Source organism: Hydrogenophaga sp. (assembly GCF_019264445.1).
Taxonomy (GTDB): Bacteria; Pseudomonadota; Gammaproteobacteria; order Burkholderiales; family Burkholderiaceae_C; genus Hydrogenophaga.
The window spans coordinates 12,074-26,214 of record NZ_JAHVAB010000036.1; the positions used below are offsets into that span (position 1 = coordinate 12,074).

General features: G+C 64.6%; 16 protein-coding genes. 5 read left to right on the forward strand and 11 right to left on the reverse strand.

Features of this window, described 5'->3' with window-relative positions; genetic code table 11:
• Positions 1-39: 39 nt before the first annotated feature.
• The 6 genes from KXJ60_RS05375 to KXJ60_RS05400 are packed head-to-tail and all read right to left on the reverse strand — an operon-like array spanning position 40 to position 5,591.
• Entirely contained in the window at positions 40-1,215 is a 1,176-nt protein-coding gene (locus KXJ60_RS05375) for an FAD/NAD(P)-binding oxidoreductase (RefSeq protein WP_291124842.1), read from the reverse strand.
• Positions 1,215-1,538 (reverse strand): 2Fe-2S iron-sulfur cluster-binding protein, encoded by a 324-nt coding sequence (locus tag KXJ60_RS05380; RefSeq protein ID WP_291124846.1) that lies wholly within the window; start codon positions 1,536-1,538, stop codon positions 1,215-1,217. Before KXJ60_RS05380 ends, KXJ60_RS05375 begins: the two co-directional genes overlap by 1 nt.
• 26 nt (positions 1,539-1,564) lie before the next feature.
• Complete coding sequence (locus KXJ60_RS05385) at positions 1,565-2,785, reverse strand: cytochrome P450 (RefSeq protein ID WP_291124850.1); 1,221 nt, start codon at positions 2,783-2,785, stop codon at positions 1,565-1,567.
• Positions 2,786-2,810: 25 nt separating this feature from the next.
• Complete coding sequence (locus tag KXJ60_RS05390) at positions 2,811-3,857, reverse strand: 2Fe-2S iron-sulfur cluster-binding protein (RefSeq protein ID WP_291124853.1); 1,047 nt, start codon at positions 3,855-3,857, stop codon at positions 2,811-2,813.
• 7 nt (positions 3,858-3,864) lie between these two features.
• Positions 3,865-4,350 carry an aromatic-ring-hydroxylating dioxygenase subunit beta gene (locus KXJ60_RS05395; protein WP_291124854.1) on the reverse strand — a complete coding sequence of 162 codons (486 nt, stop codon included), beginning with the start codon at positions 4,348-4,350 and terminating at the stop codon, positions 3,865-3,867.
• On the reverse strand, positions 4,347-5,591 hold the full coding sequence (locus KXJ60_RS05400; protein WP_291124855.1) for a Rieske 2Fe-2S domain-containing protein: 1,245 nt from the start codon (positions 5,589-5,591) through the stop codon (positions 4,347-4,349). Before KXJ60_RS05400 ends, KXJ60_RS05395 begins: the two co-directional genes overlap by 4 nt.
• Before the next feature lie 141 nt (positions 5,592-5,732).
• On the opposite strand from KXJ60_RS05400, the gene KXJ60_RS05405 reads away from it, so the two are divergent.
• Entirely contained in the window at positions 5,733-6,515 is a 783-nt protein-coding gene (locus tag KXJ60_RS05405) for an IclR family transcriptional regulator C-terminal domain-containing protein (RefSeq protein ID WP_291124856.1), read from the forward strand.
• A 23-nt stretch (positions 6,516-6,538) separates the two neighbouring features.
• Here KXJ60_RS05405 and KXJ60_RS05410 read toward each other — a convergent pair whose 3' ends face one another.
• From KXJ60_RS05410 to KXJ60_RS05420, 3 genes are all read right to left on the reverse strand, one after another.
• On the reverse strand, positions 6,539-7,684 hold the full coding sequence (locus KXJ60_RS05410) for a porin (RefSeq protein WP_291124857.1): 1,146 nt from the start codon (positions 7,682-7,684) through the stop codon (positions 6,539-6,541).
• 104 nt (positions 7,685-7,788) lie between these two features.
• The gene (locus KXJ60_RS05415) at positions 7,789-8,163 is read right to left on the reverse strand and encodes a YciI family protein (RefSeq protein ID WP_291124859.1); all 375 of its coding nucleotides are present in this window, start codon (positions 8,161-8,163) and stop codon (positions 7,789-7,791) included.
• Position 8,164: 1 nt separating this feature from the next.
• Entirely contained in the window at positions 8,165-8,803 is a 639-nt protein-coding gene (locus KXJ60_RS05420; RefSeq protein ID WP_291124861.1) for a VOC family protein, read from the reverse strand.
• Between the two features lie 692 nt (positions 8,804-9,495).
• On the opposite strand from KXJ60_RS05420, the gene KXJ60_RS05425 reads away from it, so the two are divergent.
• The 4 genes from KXJ60_RS05425 to KXJ60_RS05440 all read left to right on the forward strand — a co-directional run bounded on the left by KXJ60_RS05425 (position 9,496) and on the right by KXJ60_RS05440 (position 13,391).
• Complete coding sequence (locus KXJ60_RS05425) at positions 9,496-11,256, forward strand: AAA family ATPase (protein WP_291124863.1); 1,761 nt, start codon at positions 9,496-9,498, stop codon at positions 11,254-11,256.
• A 38-nt stretch (positions 11,257-11,294) separates the two neighbouring features.
• Positions 11,295-11,786 carry a hypothetical protein gene (locus KXJ60_RS05430; RefSeq protein WP_291124866.1) on the forward strand — a complete coding sequence of 164 codons (492 nt, stop codon included), beginning with the start codon at positions 11,295-11,297 and terminating at the stop codon, positions 11,784-11,786.
• A 260-nt stretch (positions 11,787-12,046) separates the two neighbouring features.
• Entirely contained in the window at positions 12,047-12,487 is a 441-nt protein-coding gene (locus KXJ60_RS05435; protein ID WP_291124867.1) for a hypothetical protein, read from the forward strand.
• Positions 12,488-12,839: 352 nt separating this feature from the next.
• A complete protein-coding gene (locus KXJ60_RS05440; RefSeq protein ID WP_291124869.1) occupies positions 12,840-13,391 on the forward strand; it encodes a hypothetical protein in 552 nt (183 codons plus the stop codon).
• 129 nt (positions 13,392-13,520) lie between these two features.
• Here the strand turns inward: KXJ60_RS05440 and KXJ60_RS05445 are convergent, their stop codons facing one another.
• Positions 13,521-13,673 (reverse strand): hypothetical protein, encoded by a 153-nt coding sequence (locus KXJ60_RS05445; RefSeq protein ID WP_291124871.1) that lies wholly within the window; start codon positions 13,671-13,673, stop codon positions 13,521-13,523.
• Positions 13,674-13,744: 71 nt separating this feature from the next.
• Complete coding sequence (locus KXJ60_RS05450) at positions 13,745-14,125, reverse strand: hypothetical protein (RefSeq protein ID WP_291124873.1); 381 nt, start codon at positions 14,123-14,125, stop codon at positions 13,745-13,747.
• Positions 14,126-14,141: the final 16 nt, after the last annotated feature.

The following is a 14,141-nucleotide window of genomic DNA, read 5'->3' on the forward strand; positions in this document are numbered from 1 at the left end:
TCTTTCTCGATGGGAAACGGTTGAAAATGAAAAAGGGGTTCACGCCGTCGCGGGCGTGGGAACGAGGGCTTTGCGCGCGCGCATGTGCGCGCCCGGGTCGTTGAGGGATTCGACGGCGCTGAGTTCGTTGCCGCGGAACCGGTGCACCGAGAAACGGCCCGTCGATGGATCGCCTTCGATCTCGCACCGATCGCCCGGCGCCGCCAGTCCGGCCATCTGCAGCCGGCAGTCGCCCTGGTCGCTCCAGAACCAGGGGACCTTCGCGTACGGCACGGGCTGGCCGCACAGGCGCGCCGCGATGCAACGCGCCTGGTCCACCGCGTTCTGCACCGACTCGATGCGCACGCGCGCCCCCCCGCCCCAGGCAAACGGGAAGCTGGCGCAATCGCCGAGCGCGGAAATGGCCGGGTCGCTGGTGAGCAGCAGCTCATCGACCTCGATGCCGTTGCCCACGGCCAGATCGGCGTCGCGCGCCAGCGTGTCGTTCGGGCTCACACCGGCGGCGACCACCACGAGGTCGGCGGCCACGCGGGTGCCGTCCCGCAGCCAGACGCCGGTGGCGTGGCCGTCTTCGCCCTCGATCGCGTCGAGCTGCGCCGACAGGTGGAAGCGCGTGCCCTGGGCCTCGTGAAACCGTTGAAGGTGCGAAGCCATGGGCTCGGAGAGCGCGCGCGCCAGGGGGCGCTCAGACATCTCGATGACATGCATGGCCATGCCCATGCCCCGCGCCACCGCGGCCAGCTCCAGGCCGATGAAGCCAGCGCCCACCACGGCGACCGCACCCGCCTGCTTCAGCCGGTCCTTCAGTCGCCGGGCATCGTCGAGACCGCGCAACACACACACACCGTCGAGCTGGGCACCCGGGACATCGAGCGTGCGGGCGGCCGCGCCCGTGGCCAGCACCAGGTGGTCGTAAGGCAGCGTTTCGCCGTTCGAGAGCGACACGGTGCGCGCCCCGCGATCGATGCCCAGCACCCTCGTGCCATCCAGAATGCGCGCCTTCAGGCGCTCGTAGAACGCCGACGGGCGCAGCAGCAGGCCCACCTCGTCCACCTTGCCCTGCAGGAATGCTTTGGACAGCGGCGGGCGCTGGTAGGGCAGGCCGGGCTCGTCGCCCACCAGGGTGATGGGGTGGGCGAACCCCGCCTCACGCAGCGAGGCGGCGAGCTGGAAACCGCCCTGGCCCGTGCCGACGATGACGATCCCGTGTGCCATCACACCTGCCGCTCGGGGATGTGGACGACCAATTCGTCGACGCCCTCGGCCAGCACCAGCTGGCAGCTCAGGCGGCTGTTGTCCTGGCGCTCGCTGGCGGCGCTGGCCAGCATCTCGTTCTCGACTTCGCTGGTGGGCGGCAGGAAGCCGACCGAGGCCGGGTCCACATACACGTGGCAGGTGGCGCACATGGCCGAGCCGCCGCACTCGGCGACGATGCCGGCAATGCCGTGGGAGACGGCGGTCATCATGACCGTGGCACCCGCGCTGGCGGGCACGGCCTCGCGGGTGCCGTCGGGTTGAACGTAAACAATCTGGGGCATCGTGGGTGTCTTTCTGACGTGGGGGTTCAGTGCACGGCAACGCTCAGCGGCGTGACCGTCACCGGCATGCTCTTGAGGCCGCGCACCGTGTTGTTGAAGTGCTGGACGGGTTGTCCATCGAGGCGGATCGACTCCACGCGGCGCGCGAGCGCGGTGAGCACGATCTCGCCTTCCAGCCGGGCCATCATCTGGCCGGCGCAGCCGTGGATGCCGGTGCCAAAGGCCATGTGCCCGGTGGCGCGGCGGGTGACATCGAAGCGGTCTGCATCGGGCCAGCGGCGCGGGTCGCGGTTGGCCGATGCGATGAACACGGCGATCTTCTGGCCTGCTTTCACGGTGATGCCGCCGAGCTCGACGTCGCGCGTGCTGGTGCGGTAGAAGGAATGGAAGGTGCTGTCGTAGCGAAGCACCTCTTCCAGCGCCTGGCGGGCCATCGAAGGGTCTTCGCGCAGCAGCGCCCATTGTTCGGGGTGGCGGCCAAAGCTCTGGATGGCGTTGCACAGGGTAAAGACGGTGGTGTCCAGGCCGGCGGAGAGCAGCGTGCGCACCAGCATGCCGGCCTCTTCATGTTCGATTTCGCCAGCGTCGGCGGCCGCGAAGAGCTGCGCGCCCAGCCCGTCTTTGGTGAGGGCGTCGCGCTGGCAGACTTTGGCGATCCAGTCGACGGTTTCCCCGGCGCTTTCCATGCGGCTGCGGAACCGCTCGTTGATCGGGCCGAAACCGTTGAACACCATATCGCCATATGGCAGCAGGTGCTGTCGGCCTGCGGCGGGCAGGCCCACGGCGTCGCCGAACGCCTTGATCGGAAAGGCCTCGCACAGATCCTTGGCAGCGTCGAACGAGCCACGCTCGACCAGTTCGTCCACCATGCGCGCCGCGACTTCCTCGAAAGTGGCGCGCAGGCGGCCGATGGACGCGGGCGAGAGGACCCGGGCCACCACCTTGCGGGTGCGGCCGTGGTCGGGCGGATCGGTCTCCAGAATGATGCTGGGCTTGCGCCAGGGTTTCTCTGTGTGGAAGTTGGCCAGGCCGACGCCCGCGCTGGAGCAGAACACGTCGGGCTGCGACAGGATGCGCTGCACCTCGTCGTGCCGCGCGACCGCCAGCACGCCGTAGCGTTCCAGCCAGGCCCACGGGCCGAGTTCGCGCAGCCGCTCGTAGTGCGGGTAGGGGTCGGCCAGCACCTCGGTGGCGTAGGGGTCGAAGTCGCTGGAGGGAACGTCGCGGTAGGGGTTTTCGTGGGTCATTTCGGTTCTCCTTTTTCAATGAGGCTCAAGCGGTGGCGGCGGCGGCCGTCTGGGGTGCAGCCACCACGAACGCGTCGCAGAAGAAGGCGTTCGCCGACAGGCCTCTCTGATCGATGAAATCGGCGCGCGCAGCGCTCACCATGGCCGGTGCGCCGCAGGCGTACACCTGGTGCGATGCCAGGGTGGCGTGGTCTTCCAGCACCGCCTGGTGCACGTAACCCGTGCGGCCCGTCCAGCCCGCGTCGGGCGCGGCGTCGGACAGCACGGGAACGAAGCGGAAACCGGGGCGAGAGGCCCAACTGGTCGGCAGATCGAGCAGGTAGAGGTCTTTCTGCGTGCGTGCGCCCCAGTACAAGGTGACGTCGCGCATCTGGCCTTGGCGGAAGCCGTCCTCCAGCATGGACTTGATGGGTGCGAATCCCGTGCCGCTGGCGAGCATGATGATGGGCGCCCCTGCGCCTTCTTCCCGGATGAAGAAGTCGCCATGGGGGATTTCCACCCGCAGCACATCGCCGACCTTGAGATCGTTCGCCAGCGTCCGCGAGAACGCACCGCCTTCGAGCAGACGGATGTGCAACTCCGCGCCATCGTTCTGGTGCGGCGGATTGGCCATGGAGAAGCTGCGGCGCTGGCCGTCGGGCAGCAGCACCTGCAGGTACTGGCCCGCCTTGAACTTCACCTTCTCCCCCGCGGGGAATCGCAGCTTGAGGCGGACCACGTCGCTCGCGAGGCGATCGATGCGCATGACCTTGGCGTCGAGCCGCCGGCGCGCGGCCGGGTCGGTCTTCTCGATGTGACGGGGCTCGATGGTGATGTCGGACAGTGGGCGGGCCTGGCAGAACAGCACGTGGCCGCTGGCGATCTCCTCGGCGCTGAGGGTGTGGTCGCCGACGGCGCCCGGGCTGATCCGCCCGGACACCACGCGGCCCTTGCAGCTGGCGCACACGCCCGCATTGCAGGAGAACGGCATTTCATAGCCGGCCTCGCGCACCGCGTCGAGCACGGTCTGGGTCTCGCCGCACGGCACGGTGACGTCGATCCCGGTGATGTGGATGCGGTGCGTGGTGCTCACGGCATGCTCACAGCGGCAGCGCCAGCAGGGTGTCGATGTTGTGGCTGTCGCAGACCACGATCCGGCTCGCGAGCTTCAGCGCGCCGTCACCGTCGAGGGTCAGCTCGTCGAGGTAGCGACCCGTGGCGAAGATCATCGTGTCGCCGCCGCGCATCACGCGCACCACCAGAAACGGTGTTTCGCTCTGGCGGCCCCGCGCGGTCTCGCCCAGCAGCGCGGGCAGGCCGACGAGGTGACGGTAGCGCTGCTTCTCGTACACGTTGGCCGTGCGCAGGGAGAGCACGCGGTCGCTCAGCATGGCGCGCGAGTCGGCGTAGATCAGGCTCGCCTCCATGCCCTGCGCGTGGTTGTCCGCGGTGGTGACGCGGTACAGGCATTGCTCGGTGAAGAAACCCGGCCAGGCCTCGAGGTCGTCGTTGTCGATGCAGCGCCCGTACTGCGCATTGAGTTCCAGCGCGCTGTGCGTGTCAATGGCGGATGCGGCGCGGTTCATGCTGCGCCCTCCATGTGGAAGCGGTAGGCTTTCCAGAACCCCCTCACCGACGCCTCGGTGGTGCGGCTGGCTTGCGAGTGCACCGCATCGCCGCCCATCTCCACGATGGCCTGCTGCTCGCTGGCCGAACTGATGCCGCGTTGCACGAAGCCACCCACCGCGCCGTCTTCCATCGACACGAAGCCGGCGGCACCGATCAGGTTGGACTGCTTGTGCCGCATGGTGCGCAGCTCGGGCGTGTCGTCCTCGAAGCCCAGGTACACCCAGTTCAGCGCGGTGGACTCGACGCCCTCGGGCAGCACCTGGCGAACCGCCAGGGTGTTCTGGATCTGCGCCAGCACGAAGCCAGGAAACACCGAGAGGATCTGCAGCGTCACGCCGTCGCCGAACTCGTCCATGCCCTTGAGCAGCGTCACGTCCTGCAGGCTGAAGTCGTCCTTCTCGGAGCGCAGCTCCTCGGCCTTGTAGTGATCGCCCTGCTCGGCGGCCGGATCGATCGCGGAGAAGCTGATGTGGTTGCCACCGCAGTCGCTGACCACCACGCCGCCCCGCTGGGAGAGGCGGTTGAGCTTGAAGGTGGTGAAGAACACGTGCAACAGGCTCGCGTGGTACGTGTCGCGCACGTTCTCCACGTAGAGCTTCCAGTTGTTGGGCAACGTCTGCTTGAAGCGGCCCAGGATCTGCACCGGCTTGTGCAGCACGCGCGAGATGCCGCGCGCGATGTCGGGGCCGAGGTAGTCTTCCAGGTCCGGCACGTCGTCGCTCAGGCTGCCGAACACGAGGCCGCAGAACACGCTGGTGCGCAGCTTGCGCGGGCCGTGGTCCTTCATGCAGAAGGCCGGGTCCATGCCGCCTTCACCATTCACGCCGTTCTGGAACGCGATGCCCTTGAGGTTGCCCTGGCGGTCGTAGCGCCACGCGTGGTACACGCACTGGAAGTCGCGGGCGCTGCCACCGTCGTCGAGCACGATCAGGGCGCCGCGGTGCGAGCAACGGTTTTCGAATGCGTAGATCTCGCCGTCGCTGTCGCGCGCCACCACCACCGGCATGCGGCCCAGGAACGTCGTGCGGTAGTCGCCGGGCGCGGGCAGCTCCGCTTCCAGGCAGAGGTAGTTCCAGGTCGCCCCCTCGAACACCTGCTTCTGCTCGGCGTCGAGCACGGCCGGCGCCTGGTACAGGTGGTAGGGAACGCGGGTGAGATTTCCGGGGGGCCAGAAGGTCAATGGGGCGCTGACGCTCATGATCTTTGTGTCTTGTTGGATGTGGGGTTCACGGTGCGGTCATGCGGCCGTGCGTTGGACTTGAATGTATTTTTCGGGCTTGCCACGCGTCAACGAGATGCGATAAATTGTTCGGATACCGAACTTCTTCAGAGGTGGAACATGGGTGCTGCGGATGCCGCCACGGCGACGGCGGTCGACAAGGAATACGTGATGGGCCTGGAGAAAGGCCTGCTGTTGATCGAGGCGTTCGGTGCGAGCAATTCACCGCTGACGCTGAGCGAGGCGGCCGACATCACGGGGCACAGCAAGGCCTCCACGCGGCGCGCCTTGCTCACTCTCGTCAAGCTGGGTTATGCCCGCGCGTCGGGGCGGCACTTCTTCCTGGAGCCGCGCACCTTGCGGCTGGTGCACGCCTACGTGAACTCGACCCCGCTGACGAAGGTGGCCCAGCCCATTCTGGAAATCACCAGCGAGCGCACGCGCGAGTCGGCGTCGCTGGCGGTGCTCGACTCGCCTTTCGTGGTGTTCGTCGCCCGTTCCACGCAGCGGCGCAGTCTGTCGTTCGGCCTGGGCATTGGCGCGCGCCTGCCCGCGTTCTGTTCAGCCACCGGTCGCGTGCTGCTCGCGGGCTTTGCCGACGAAGAGGTCGAACTGCGCCTGCAGCGCACCACGCGACACGCGCTCACGCCCAAGACCGTGACCGACCTCGGGCTGCTGATGCAGGAGGTGCGCGCCGCGCGGCAGTGCGGTTACGCGGTCGTCGAAGAAGAGCTGGAGCTGGGCTTGCGATCGATCGCGGTGCCGGTGCGCAGCGCCAAGGGCGAGCTGCTGGGCGCCATGAGCCTGGCGGTGTCCACCAAGCGCATGTCCCGCGACGATGTCGTCAACAAGCTGCTGCCCGAGCTGGAGGTGGCGCGTCGCACCTTCGCCATGCAGCTGTAGCGTGGTCTGTGCGACGCGAACCCTCAGAACACGTGCCGGATGCCCAGCATCACACCGGTTTGCGAATCCCCCGCGACGGGGTTGCTGCCGGGCGCGCCGGCGCTGACCGAGAGGGCCAGCGTGCCGTCGTTCGCCAGTCGGCCCGCGGTGGCGTAGACCAGAGTCCGCTTGGACAGCAGGTAGGACCCGCGCAGCGCCAGCAGCGTGGCCTGGTTGGCGCTGTCCTTGATGTTCAGGCGGGCCAGTTGCGCATCGACGATGAACTGGGGTGTGACTGGGTGCGTGACGCCCACGTACCAGAGGTCGCTCTCGGGCGTCGGGCTGGCGTCGTTGTTGCGACGGACCACGCCCCCGCCGAGCTTCGTGGCGCCGAGCTTCACATACCCGTTGGCCGACACCCGCGAGTCGCCCAAGTGGCTCGCGGTCAACCCCGCGAAGGCGCCCGGGCCGCCCCGGAGGCGATCGACCGCCAACGCGGCGCCCCAGCTGGCGGCGTCGTACTTGGCCAGCACGGACCAGGCGCGGCAGGCCTCCTTGTCGGCCGCGTTCTCGCCCGCGCAATTGGTGCCCGCGGGACCCGGGCCCAGGTTCACGGCGTCCCGGCCCAGGCTGTACGTGGCGCCCAGGGTCAGGCCGTTGAAGGTGCCACGGTAGGCGATGGCGTTGTCGGCGCGCGCGTTCGGGATGTAGCTGTCGAGCGAGCCCGGGCCGTAGACGTTGGGGCCCATCACCTCCGCGTCGAGCAGGGACCAGAACAGCATCGTGTACTGCCGCCCCAAGGTGATGGAACCCCATGAACCCGCAAGCCCGACGAAGGCCTGGCGGCCGAATGTCCGGCCCTGGCCTAGCACGCCGGAGTCGGGCGCGAAACCTTGTTCAAGGGTGAACACGGCACGCAAGCCGTTGCCCAGGTCTTCGCTGCCGCGCATGCCCCATCGGGAGGGCAGGCTGCCCGTCAGCGTGGGCACGCGCCTGGCCATGTCGCGCAGACGCTGTTGCGACGCCTCCCAGTCTTCGAGCAGTTGATCGACACCGCGGTCGACCAGTCGTCCCAGGCCGAGGTGGGTGGCCAATCCGGACAGGTCGAAACGCTTGTCGCCTATCGCGATGCCGGCCTTGGGGTTGCCGAGGCGGTTTTCGAGTTCATAGGTGAACAGTTGGTACTTCATATGAGGCGAGGTGTGCTGGGCAGGAACAGGGGGAGCGGTTGCGGGCAGGCAAGGCTTCGCCCAGACCGCCGTCTGACGGGCGGGTCGGAATTCGGATCAGAGGGTCAGAAGAGGTTGGCCGAACGGTCGGAGAAGCGGACGGTGAGCGTGAGACCACCTTCCATCAACATCCACTTTTTCACGTCCACTGTGTAGACACCTTCACGGATGAAAGGGTCTGCCTGCAGGAGCCGTTGTGCGTCCTCGACGGACTGGGCCCGGAGGATGGAAAGTCCCCCGAGCGCGCCCGGCGTCACGCCGTCGGCCGCGAACGGACCCGAAGCGAACAGCTCGCCACGCCGCTCGGCGGCGATGGTCCAATCCAGGTGCGCAGGCAGCAGTTCGGAGAGGCGCGACAGATCGGCCGGTTGACGAAGCGCCACATAGAGCGGTTTGTTCAACATGGCGCGAAGCAGATCGGGCACGGGCGTGTCGTTCATGTCACACCGGCTCGAAGTTCATTGGGAACTCGGGCGGCGGTGGTGTCGTCGCCCACACGGCGCTGATCTGCTCGATCCCGATGTCCATCGGTTTCCAGTCCGCGTCGTCCTCGGGAATGATGTCGATGTCCCAGAAATACTCCGCCAGGCTGTCCCAAGGGTCGCGGATGTAGTGGAAGTAGTTGGAGCCACCAAGGTGGCGCCCGAGACCCCAGCCGTCCTTGTAGCCCGCCCGCATCAGCGTCTGCGCGCCGATCTCGATCTCGTCGACATCGCCCACTTCAAAGCTCACATGGTGCAGGCCCGTGTGGGTGCTCTTGGCGAACGCCATGATGTGGTGGTCGCCACCGGCGCAACCGCGCACGAAGGCGATGATGTCGCCGGCGCGGTCAGTCAGGCGCATGCCCAGCACGCGCGTGTAAAAGTCGACGGCGCGGTTGACGTCGGTGCTGAACTTGATGAGGTGTCCGAGGCGCCGGGGCCTGGCCTTCTTCTGCAGCGAGCTCAGATCCGATGCGCGTTCCCCGATGCGGCGGTAGCGGCCGGGCGCATTGATCTCGGGCGCGGGGGGCATGAGCGACGGTGCGGCTGCAGGGCCGAAGGCGACGATGACAAGCGCGGTGACTAAAGGGCTGTACATACTGGCTAGTGCTAGATGTCCGCTTCTGGCCGATTGCGGCAGTCTAGCCGTGGCACCGCTGCCTGCAAGCCGTAGACCTTCATGACCAACGACTGAATGACTGCAATTTGGTGCAGATCGCACGTTCGGTGCGTTGGCTCAGCCGGCAGCAATCGCTGCACTGACGACCTCTGACGACTGGCCGACGGTTCCAGACTGTCGCTGCCGTTCGAGGTGCGGCTCTCGAACGCCAGCTTGAAGAAAAACCAGTCGTTCAACACTTCGGCAAAACAAGGGCCCGCAGAGCGCCGTCGCCAGGCCGCATGCGCTGCACAACCGTCTCTCGCTCTTCGAGGGTACGGGCATACATGTTTTGCAGGCAACCAGCTTGGTGGGTGGCTAGCGGGGCACAGTTCGCGTGGCGCTGTCGTCAGGACACTGATCGAGGGCAAAATCATTTTCAACTGACGAGCGGTCAATGATTTGGCTTGCTCCCTATGGAGGATCCCGCAGCAGAAAACCGCACGTCGCACCCTGATATTTCATACGCAAGTGCGTTGGCTGGAAAGTGGGGGTACGGGGCTTGCCGCCGGACCAGCGGGGTCGTAAAGTGCGTCTCAAGCGGGCGGACATCTCATCGATTCCCCGCCCTGTTGGTTGCTCTCCGAAGGCTGCTGCGCAGCTTGAACCGCAACGTTCTTGTGGAGAGCAGCATGGAAACAGCACACCCGGAATCCGTCATTCCCACCAGGGCGCAAGCCCTGTTCGCCGAACTCCCAATCGAGCTACGGCACCCCCTTCTCCTGGCAATGCCCTTCCCTCATGGGGCACCTTCGCATCTGTTCGAACTGGAACAGCACGTCTGCCAGGCGCTTGATCCGCAGGGCAGCGAAACGCTGCGCTGCGCCGCCATCCGATGCACCGGTGTGTGGCTTTGGCGGCACGCTGAGGACTTGAACGTCGAAGTGTTCATGAGCGACTTCTTCCGGCTCCTGGACCGACTGCCCTGGTCGGTGAGTCTGCTTCACGCCTTTGCCGTCGCCCACATCAGAGCCAGCGCCATGATGATCCACCGCCGGGAGTCAAGAGAGTCCACACAGAGGATCTTCATCCTCACAAAGCACGCGAGGGAACTGCCGGTCGGCCACTTGGTCGACCGTTCCCTGTGGCCATGCCTTGAGCGCTCTTTGGAGTTGCTGAAGAAGCTAATGTGGCGCGGAGAAACCCCATTGGGCTACATGGAGTGCTTCAAGGCTGCGGAGTTGCTGTGCTTGTTCGTTCAGTACGGCAGGCCGATGAACAAGGAGTGGGCAGCGTGGGACCGATTGGAGTTTCACACGACGACGGTCTGGGCATACTGGATGGTGCTGAGGTCTGCCGCCGTCCAGGATCCTCTGGCCAAAATGAAATCGGCCGGCGCCGCCAAGATGGATCCGCTGCAGCGCAGTTTGTACGACTCGGTCCTCAAGCGGCTCACCGACGCCAACGACGCAGTAAGTGCCGCAAGGAATGGCCCAGGCGCAGGCAAGCAAGTCCTGGATCCCACGGCGAGCGCCTTATCGGCACATCCCTCCAACGAGCCGAAGGCCCCGCATCGCATCGTCGTCTGGGGACCGGTGCCTCCGGCCAACGACACAGGTGACAAGGCCGTTTTGGAGCGCTTCAAGCCCTTGGAGTCGCCGCAGCCCGTAGCCATCCTGCCCGATGTACCCCGGCTGGAAGAAATCCAGGCCAAACTGCTCGCCGAGTTTCCTTGGGCCAGTGTTGCGATCGGGACCATCTTTGACGAGCTCATCACGCGCCGCCAGTTCGGTGCACTGCAGTTCCACCTGCGCCCCGTGCTTCTGCTGGGCCCGCCCGGCGTGGGCAAGACCCGGTTCGCCCGACGGTTTGCAGAAGAGATGGACCTGGAGTTCCGGGCCATCGGCCTGGGCGGCATGTCCGACATCCGCTCTCTCACTGGTACCGCCCGTGGGTGGGCATCTGGCCAGCCCTCTGTGCTGCTCGAACCGCTGTTGAACGACAAGTCGGCATCCGCTCTCGTTTTGCTGGACGAGATTGACAAGGCCATTGACGGTGCGCACCACACACCGCCGCTTTCAAGCTTTCTCCTGGGCTTGCTGGAGCCAGAAAGCGCACGCCGTTGGTTTGATTCCTTCTTGCAGACGGATTGCGATCTCACGGGGATGGTGTTCATCGCCACAGCCAACGACTTGACCTGGTTGTCGAATGCGCTGCGCTCGCGGTTCACGATCCTGGATTTCGGACGTCCTTCGGCCGACGACATCCACAAGGCCATCCCCTTTGCGCTGGAAGACATCGCCCAGGACTGGCATCTGCCCAAAGAAGTGTTCGCGTCCATCGAGCCACCTGCCAACGTGAAGGTGCCCAACATGCGGGCTCTCAAGGAGTTCCTGACACGCTACCTGGCGGTGTGGGCAAAGCTGAACATGGGTCCTCAGCTCAAGCACTGATCGGCAGGCATTCATTGACACCAGCACGGAGCGGTCAGATGTTGAAGGAAGTGCTTTTCATGGGGGTGCGGGAAGCGAGCAAGCTCGAGCCAGGATCGGACACTGTGATCATCTCGATCCTTGACCAGTTCGAAGAACACAACCGGCCCGACCACCTCCACCGGTTCAAGGACGATCTCATCCTGTACTTCGTGGACACCTTCGAGAAACCAGGGGAGCCGGACTGGCCGGACCAGATGTCGGAGGAGGAGCACAAAGTGATCTGCAAGCACGACGAAGAAAAGGCGCCTGAACTCATCGACGCGCAGCGAATCGTTGAGTTCATCAACAGGCACCACGCGTCGCCTGAACAAGTGCGCCTCGTTGTGCACTGCCATGGTGGCGTGAGTCGTTCAGCTGCGGTGGCCAAGTGGGTCGGCGAGTTTTCTGCGGTGCCGTTACTGCAGCTGGGCGATGGCGTCCATGAGCTGAATGGTGCGAATCCGCGCGTGCTGCGCATGCTGGTCAAGGCGTCCGGAAAGAAGCGTTGAAGTTTTACAGAGGTCGGAGAAGGGAGTCATCGAGTCCGGCCCCCGTGTTAGTTTGGCGCGCGTGTCCGAGAGCAGTCTGGATCGATCACTCAGCATTCAAAGTGCCCGGGGGTTGGCGAGCCTCGCTCATGCACCGTGCGGGAACCCGTGATTTTGCTCACAGGGTAGCCTGCAAATGCTGCTGCGATCCCGGTAACTCCTCACCCTGTTTGCACGTCCAGCCGCCTAGACTCGCGTGAAGTTCTTTCGGAGGAGACTTCATGCGCCGATCCATCATCTCGTCCATCGCCTTGCTCGCGCTGCTTGTGGGCTGTGCGTCCACGCAATTCAAGGCCTATGAGGGCCGAGGCAATGTCGTCGAGGGCAATGGCGGCACTCGTGTCGTTGTCGATGGAATGGACATCTGGGAGAACGGCGACCCTCCCCGCAGGTTCAAACTGATCGGTCTGATAGAGGACGAGCGGCCGGGTGGAATCATTCCAATGGGGCAGCTTCTAGGCGACATAGTGAAGAAGGCTCGCGAGGCTGGTGGCCAGGCGGTGATCAAGATCAACAGCCAGTCGCAGATCATGGGGTATCAGACTTCGGGCTTCGCGAGTGCCCACACGCTCGGCTCGACCACCCGTGTAACCGGCAGCGCCACCACGATAGCGGCCCGCAAGAACTTCGCGACTTTTGCGGTCATTCAGTACGTGGAGTAGGGCATGCCGCGCTACCTGGTCATACTCTTGGGCCTGTTTGCTGGAGCGGTCGCGGCGCAAGTGCCGGCCGTATTGCTGGAGGCCTGCAACGCGTTAGAGCCCGCTTCGAAGCGGCTTGAATGCCTGCGCGCAGCGAATCAGAACGCTGCACTTGGCGCACCTATTGCAGCTCCGCAGTCGGTGTACCGCCCTCCTGCGCAGACTGCCCCTGCGAACACCTACAACTTTGCCCCAACTCCGAGCGCGAACTACTCAGCGCCTAGTGGGAAAACCTGCTACACAGGCCCACGCGGTGGGACGTACACCATCACCAAGAGCGGCAAGAAGAACTACGGCGGGTGCTGATACGGACATGGAGCAGTTCAAAACATTCGACGAAATCACAACTGTCGATGAAGCTCATCGTGCATTGTCCAGCGTTACCGGTTTTCTGATCTCGTTGCCAAAGTTGCACGCCAAGCTAGGCAGCATCGAGCTTCATGAAGGTGTACCAGAAGGCGTCCGAGGACAGTTCAACGTCGCCAGAAATATGGCGCTCTACTACTTCTTCCACTATGCGATGGCACCTGAGGTGCAGATGAAGACCTATGCGGTGATCGAGCTTGCGCTGAAGCAGCGATTCCCTGAATCTGTAGGGAAGTCACTTGCTTGGCTTCTCAAAAAGGCAGTGAACGCGGGCCTTCTCAAAGACTCAGGCTTTCGCCACCTTGATGATCCAAGTCCGGCGAATCCCTACTGCAAATCACTCCTTGTCGTTCTTCCTACGCTGCGAAACGAATCTGCGCATGGCTCCACGTTCTTGACGCCTGACTGCGTAGGGCACATTGAAAAGTGTGCTGACCTGATCAATCAATTGTTCGAGAGGGACAACTTCACGGATCGCTTGAAGCCCCGCAATGCTTGACCCATTGCCTTTCGCCAGGCTACTGTCTCCGGCTGTTCCCGTGAGCCATTCCGTCATGATTGAGGACAGCCTCCATCACTGCACTCCAACCCCTGGCATCTCCCTCCCGCCGTGTGCTGGTAAAACGTATCAAAACGGCGCCGGCGAGACAAACACGGCCACCGGCCCCGGGCCTTGATACACGGCCTCATTGGTGGCCACGATGCGCACGATCCACCAGTCCCCTTGATGCTCGATGAAGTACGCCGTAGCAGGTAGATCCAGCACGGTCTCAGCCGGCATCGGCAACCCGTCAGGGATGGGATGGCGCAGCAGCGTTGGGTGTCCTGGAGGAAAGTTCACGCTGACCCCAGTTACCACTGCGCCACCAAGCCGCCTCGTGCGCCCCATGCGTCTTCTGCAGGCTTGTCGATCTCGGTGCCCGTGAGGCTCATCAAGAGAGCCGTCTTCGGATGTTCGGCGGCCTTCATCACCTGCCCAAGGGTTTCCTTTAAGAGCAGTTCCTTGCTGTCGCAGAACATCATCGCAGCAGGACCCTCACTCACGCGCCAGAACAGAAGGTACTCAGAGTCTGAATCGAGCCATTCCTTGGCTCTGGCATGGACGCCGGGATCGCCCTTGATCCAGAGGTCGAGCGTGCGCAAGGACTTCGTTGAGCGCCCAAAAATGCCAATGACATCGAAGGCTTGGCTTATGGCGTCGTTGTCGGCGGCGACACGTTCAGGTTGGAACATGGCAGTATCCTTTCTA

Excerpts from the sequence above, each read along its gene's own strand:
- KXJ60_RS05375 (WP_291124842.1), bottom strand. The coding sequence starts at position 1,215 with ATGGCACACGGGATCGTCATCGTCGGCACGGGCCAGGGCGGTTTCCAG.
- KXJ60_RS05380 (WP_291124846.1), bottom strand. The coding sequence starts at position 1,538 with ATGCCCCAGATTGTTTACGTTCAACCCGACGGCACCCGCGAGGCCGTG.
- KXJ60_RS05385 (WP_291124850.1), bottom strand. The coding sequence starts at position 2,785 with ATGACCCACGAAAACCCCTACCGCGACGTTCCCTCCAGCGACTTCGAC.
- KXJ60_RS05395 (WP_291124854.1), bottom strand. The coding sequence starts at position 4,350 with ATGAACCGCGCCGCATCCGCCATTGACACGCACAGCGCGCTGGAACTC.
- KXJ60_RS05400 (WP_291124855.1), bottom strand. The coding sequence starts at position 5,591 with ATGAGCGTCAGCGCCCCATTGACCTTCTGGCCCCCCGGAAATCTCACC.
- KXJ60_RS05405 (WP_291124856.1), top strand. The coding sequence starts at position 5,733 with ATGGGTGCTGCGGATGCCGCCACGGCGACGGCGGTCGACAAGGAATAC.
- KXJ60_RS05410 (WP_291124857.1), bottom strand. The coding sequence starts at position 7,684 with ATGAAGTACCAACTGTTCACCTATGAACTCGAAAACCGCCTCGGCAAC.
- KXJ60_RS05415 (WP_291124859.1), bottom strand. The coding sequence starts at position 8,163 with ATGAACGACACGCCCGTGCCCGATCTGCTTCGCGCCATGTTGAACAAA.
- KXJ60_RS05420 (WP_291124861.1), bottom strand. The coding sequence starts at position 8,803 with ATGTACAGCCCTTTAGTCACCGCGCTTGTCATCGTCGCCTTCGGCCCT.
- KXJ60_RS05425 (WP_291124863.1), top strand. The coding sequence starts at position 9,496 with ATGGAAACAGCACACCCGGAATCCGTCATTCCCACCAGGGCGCAAGCC.
- KXJ60_RS05430 (WP_291124866.1), top strand. The coding sequence starts at position 11,295 with ATGTTGAAGGAAGTGCTTTTCATGGGGGTGCGGGAAGCGAGCAAGCTC.
- KXJ60_RS05435 (WP_291124867.1), top strand. The coding sequence starts at position 12,047 with ATGCGCCGATCCATCATCTCGTCCATCGCCTTGCTCGCGCTGCTTGTG.
- KXJ60_RS05440 (WP_291124869.1), top strand. The coding sequence starts at position 12,840 with ATGGAGCAGTTCAAAACATTCGACGAAATCACAACTGTCGATGAAGCT.
- KXJ60_RS05445 (WP_291124871.1), bottom strand. The coding sequence starts at position 13,673 with ATGCCGGCTGAGACCGTGCTGGATCTACCTGCTACGGCGTACTTCATC.
- KXJ60_RS05450 (WP_291124873.1), bottom strand. The coding sequence starts at position 14,125 with ATGTTCCAACCTGAACGTGTCGCCGCCGACAACGACGCCATAAGCCAA.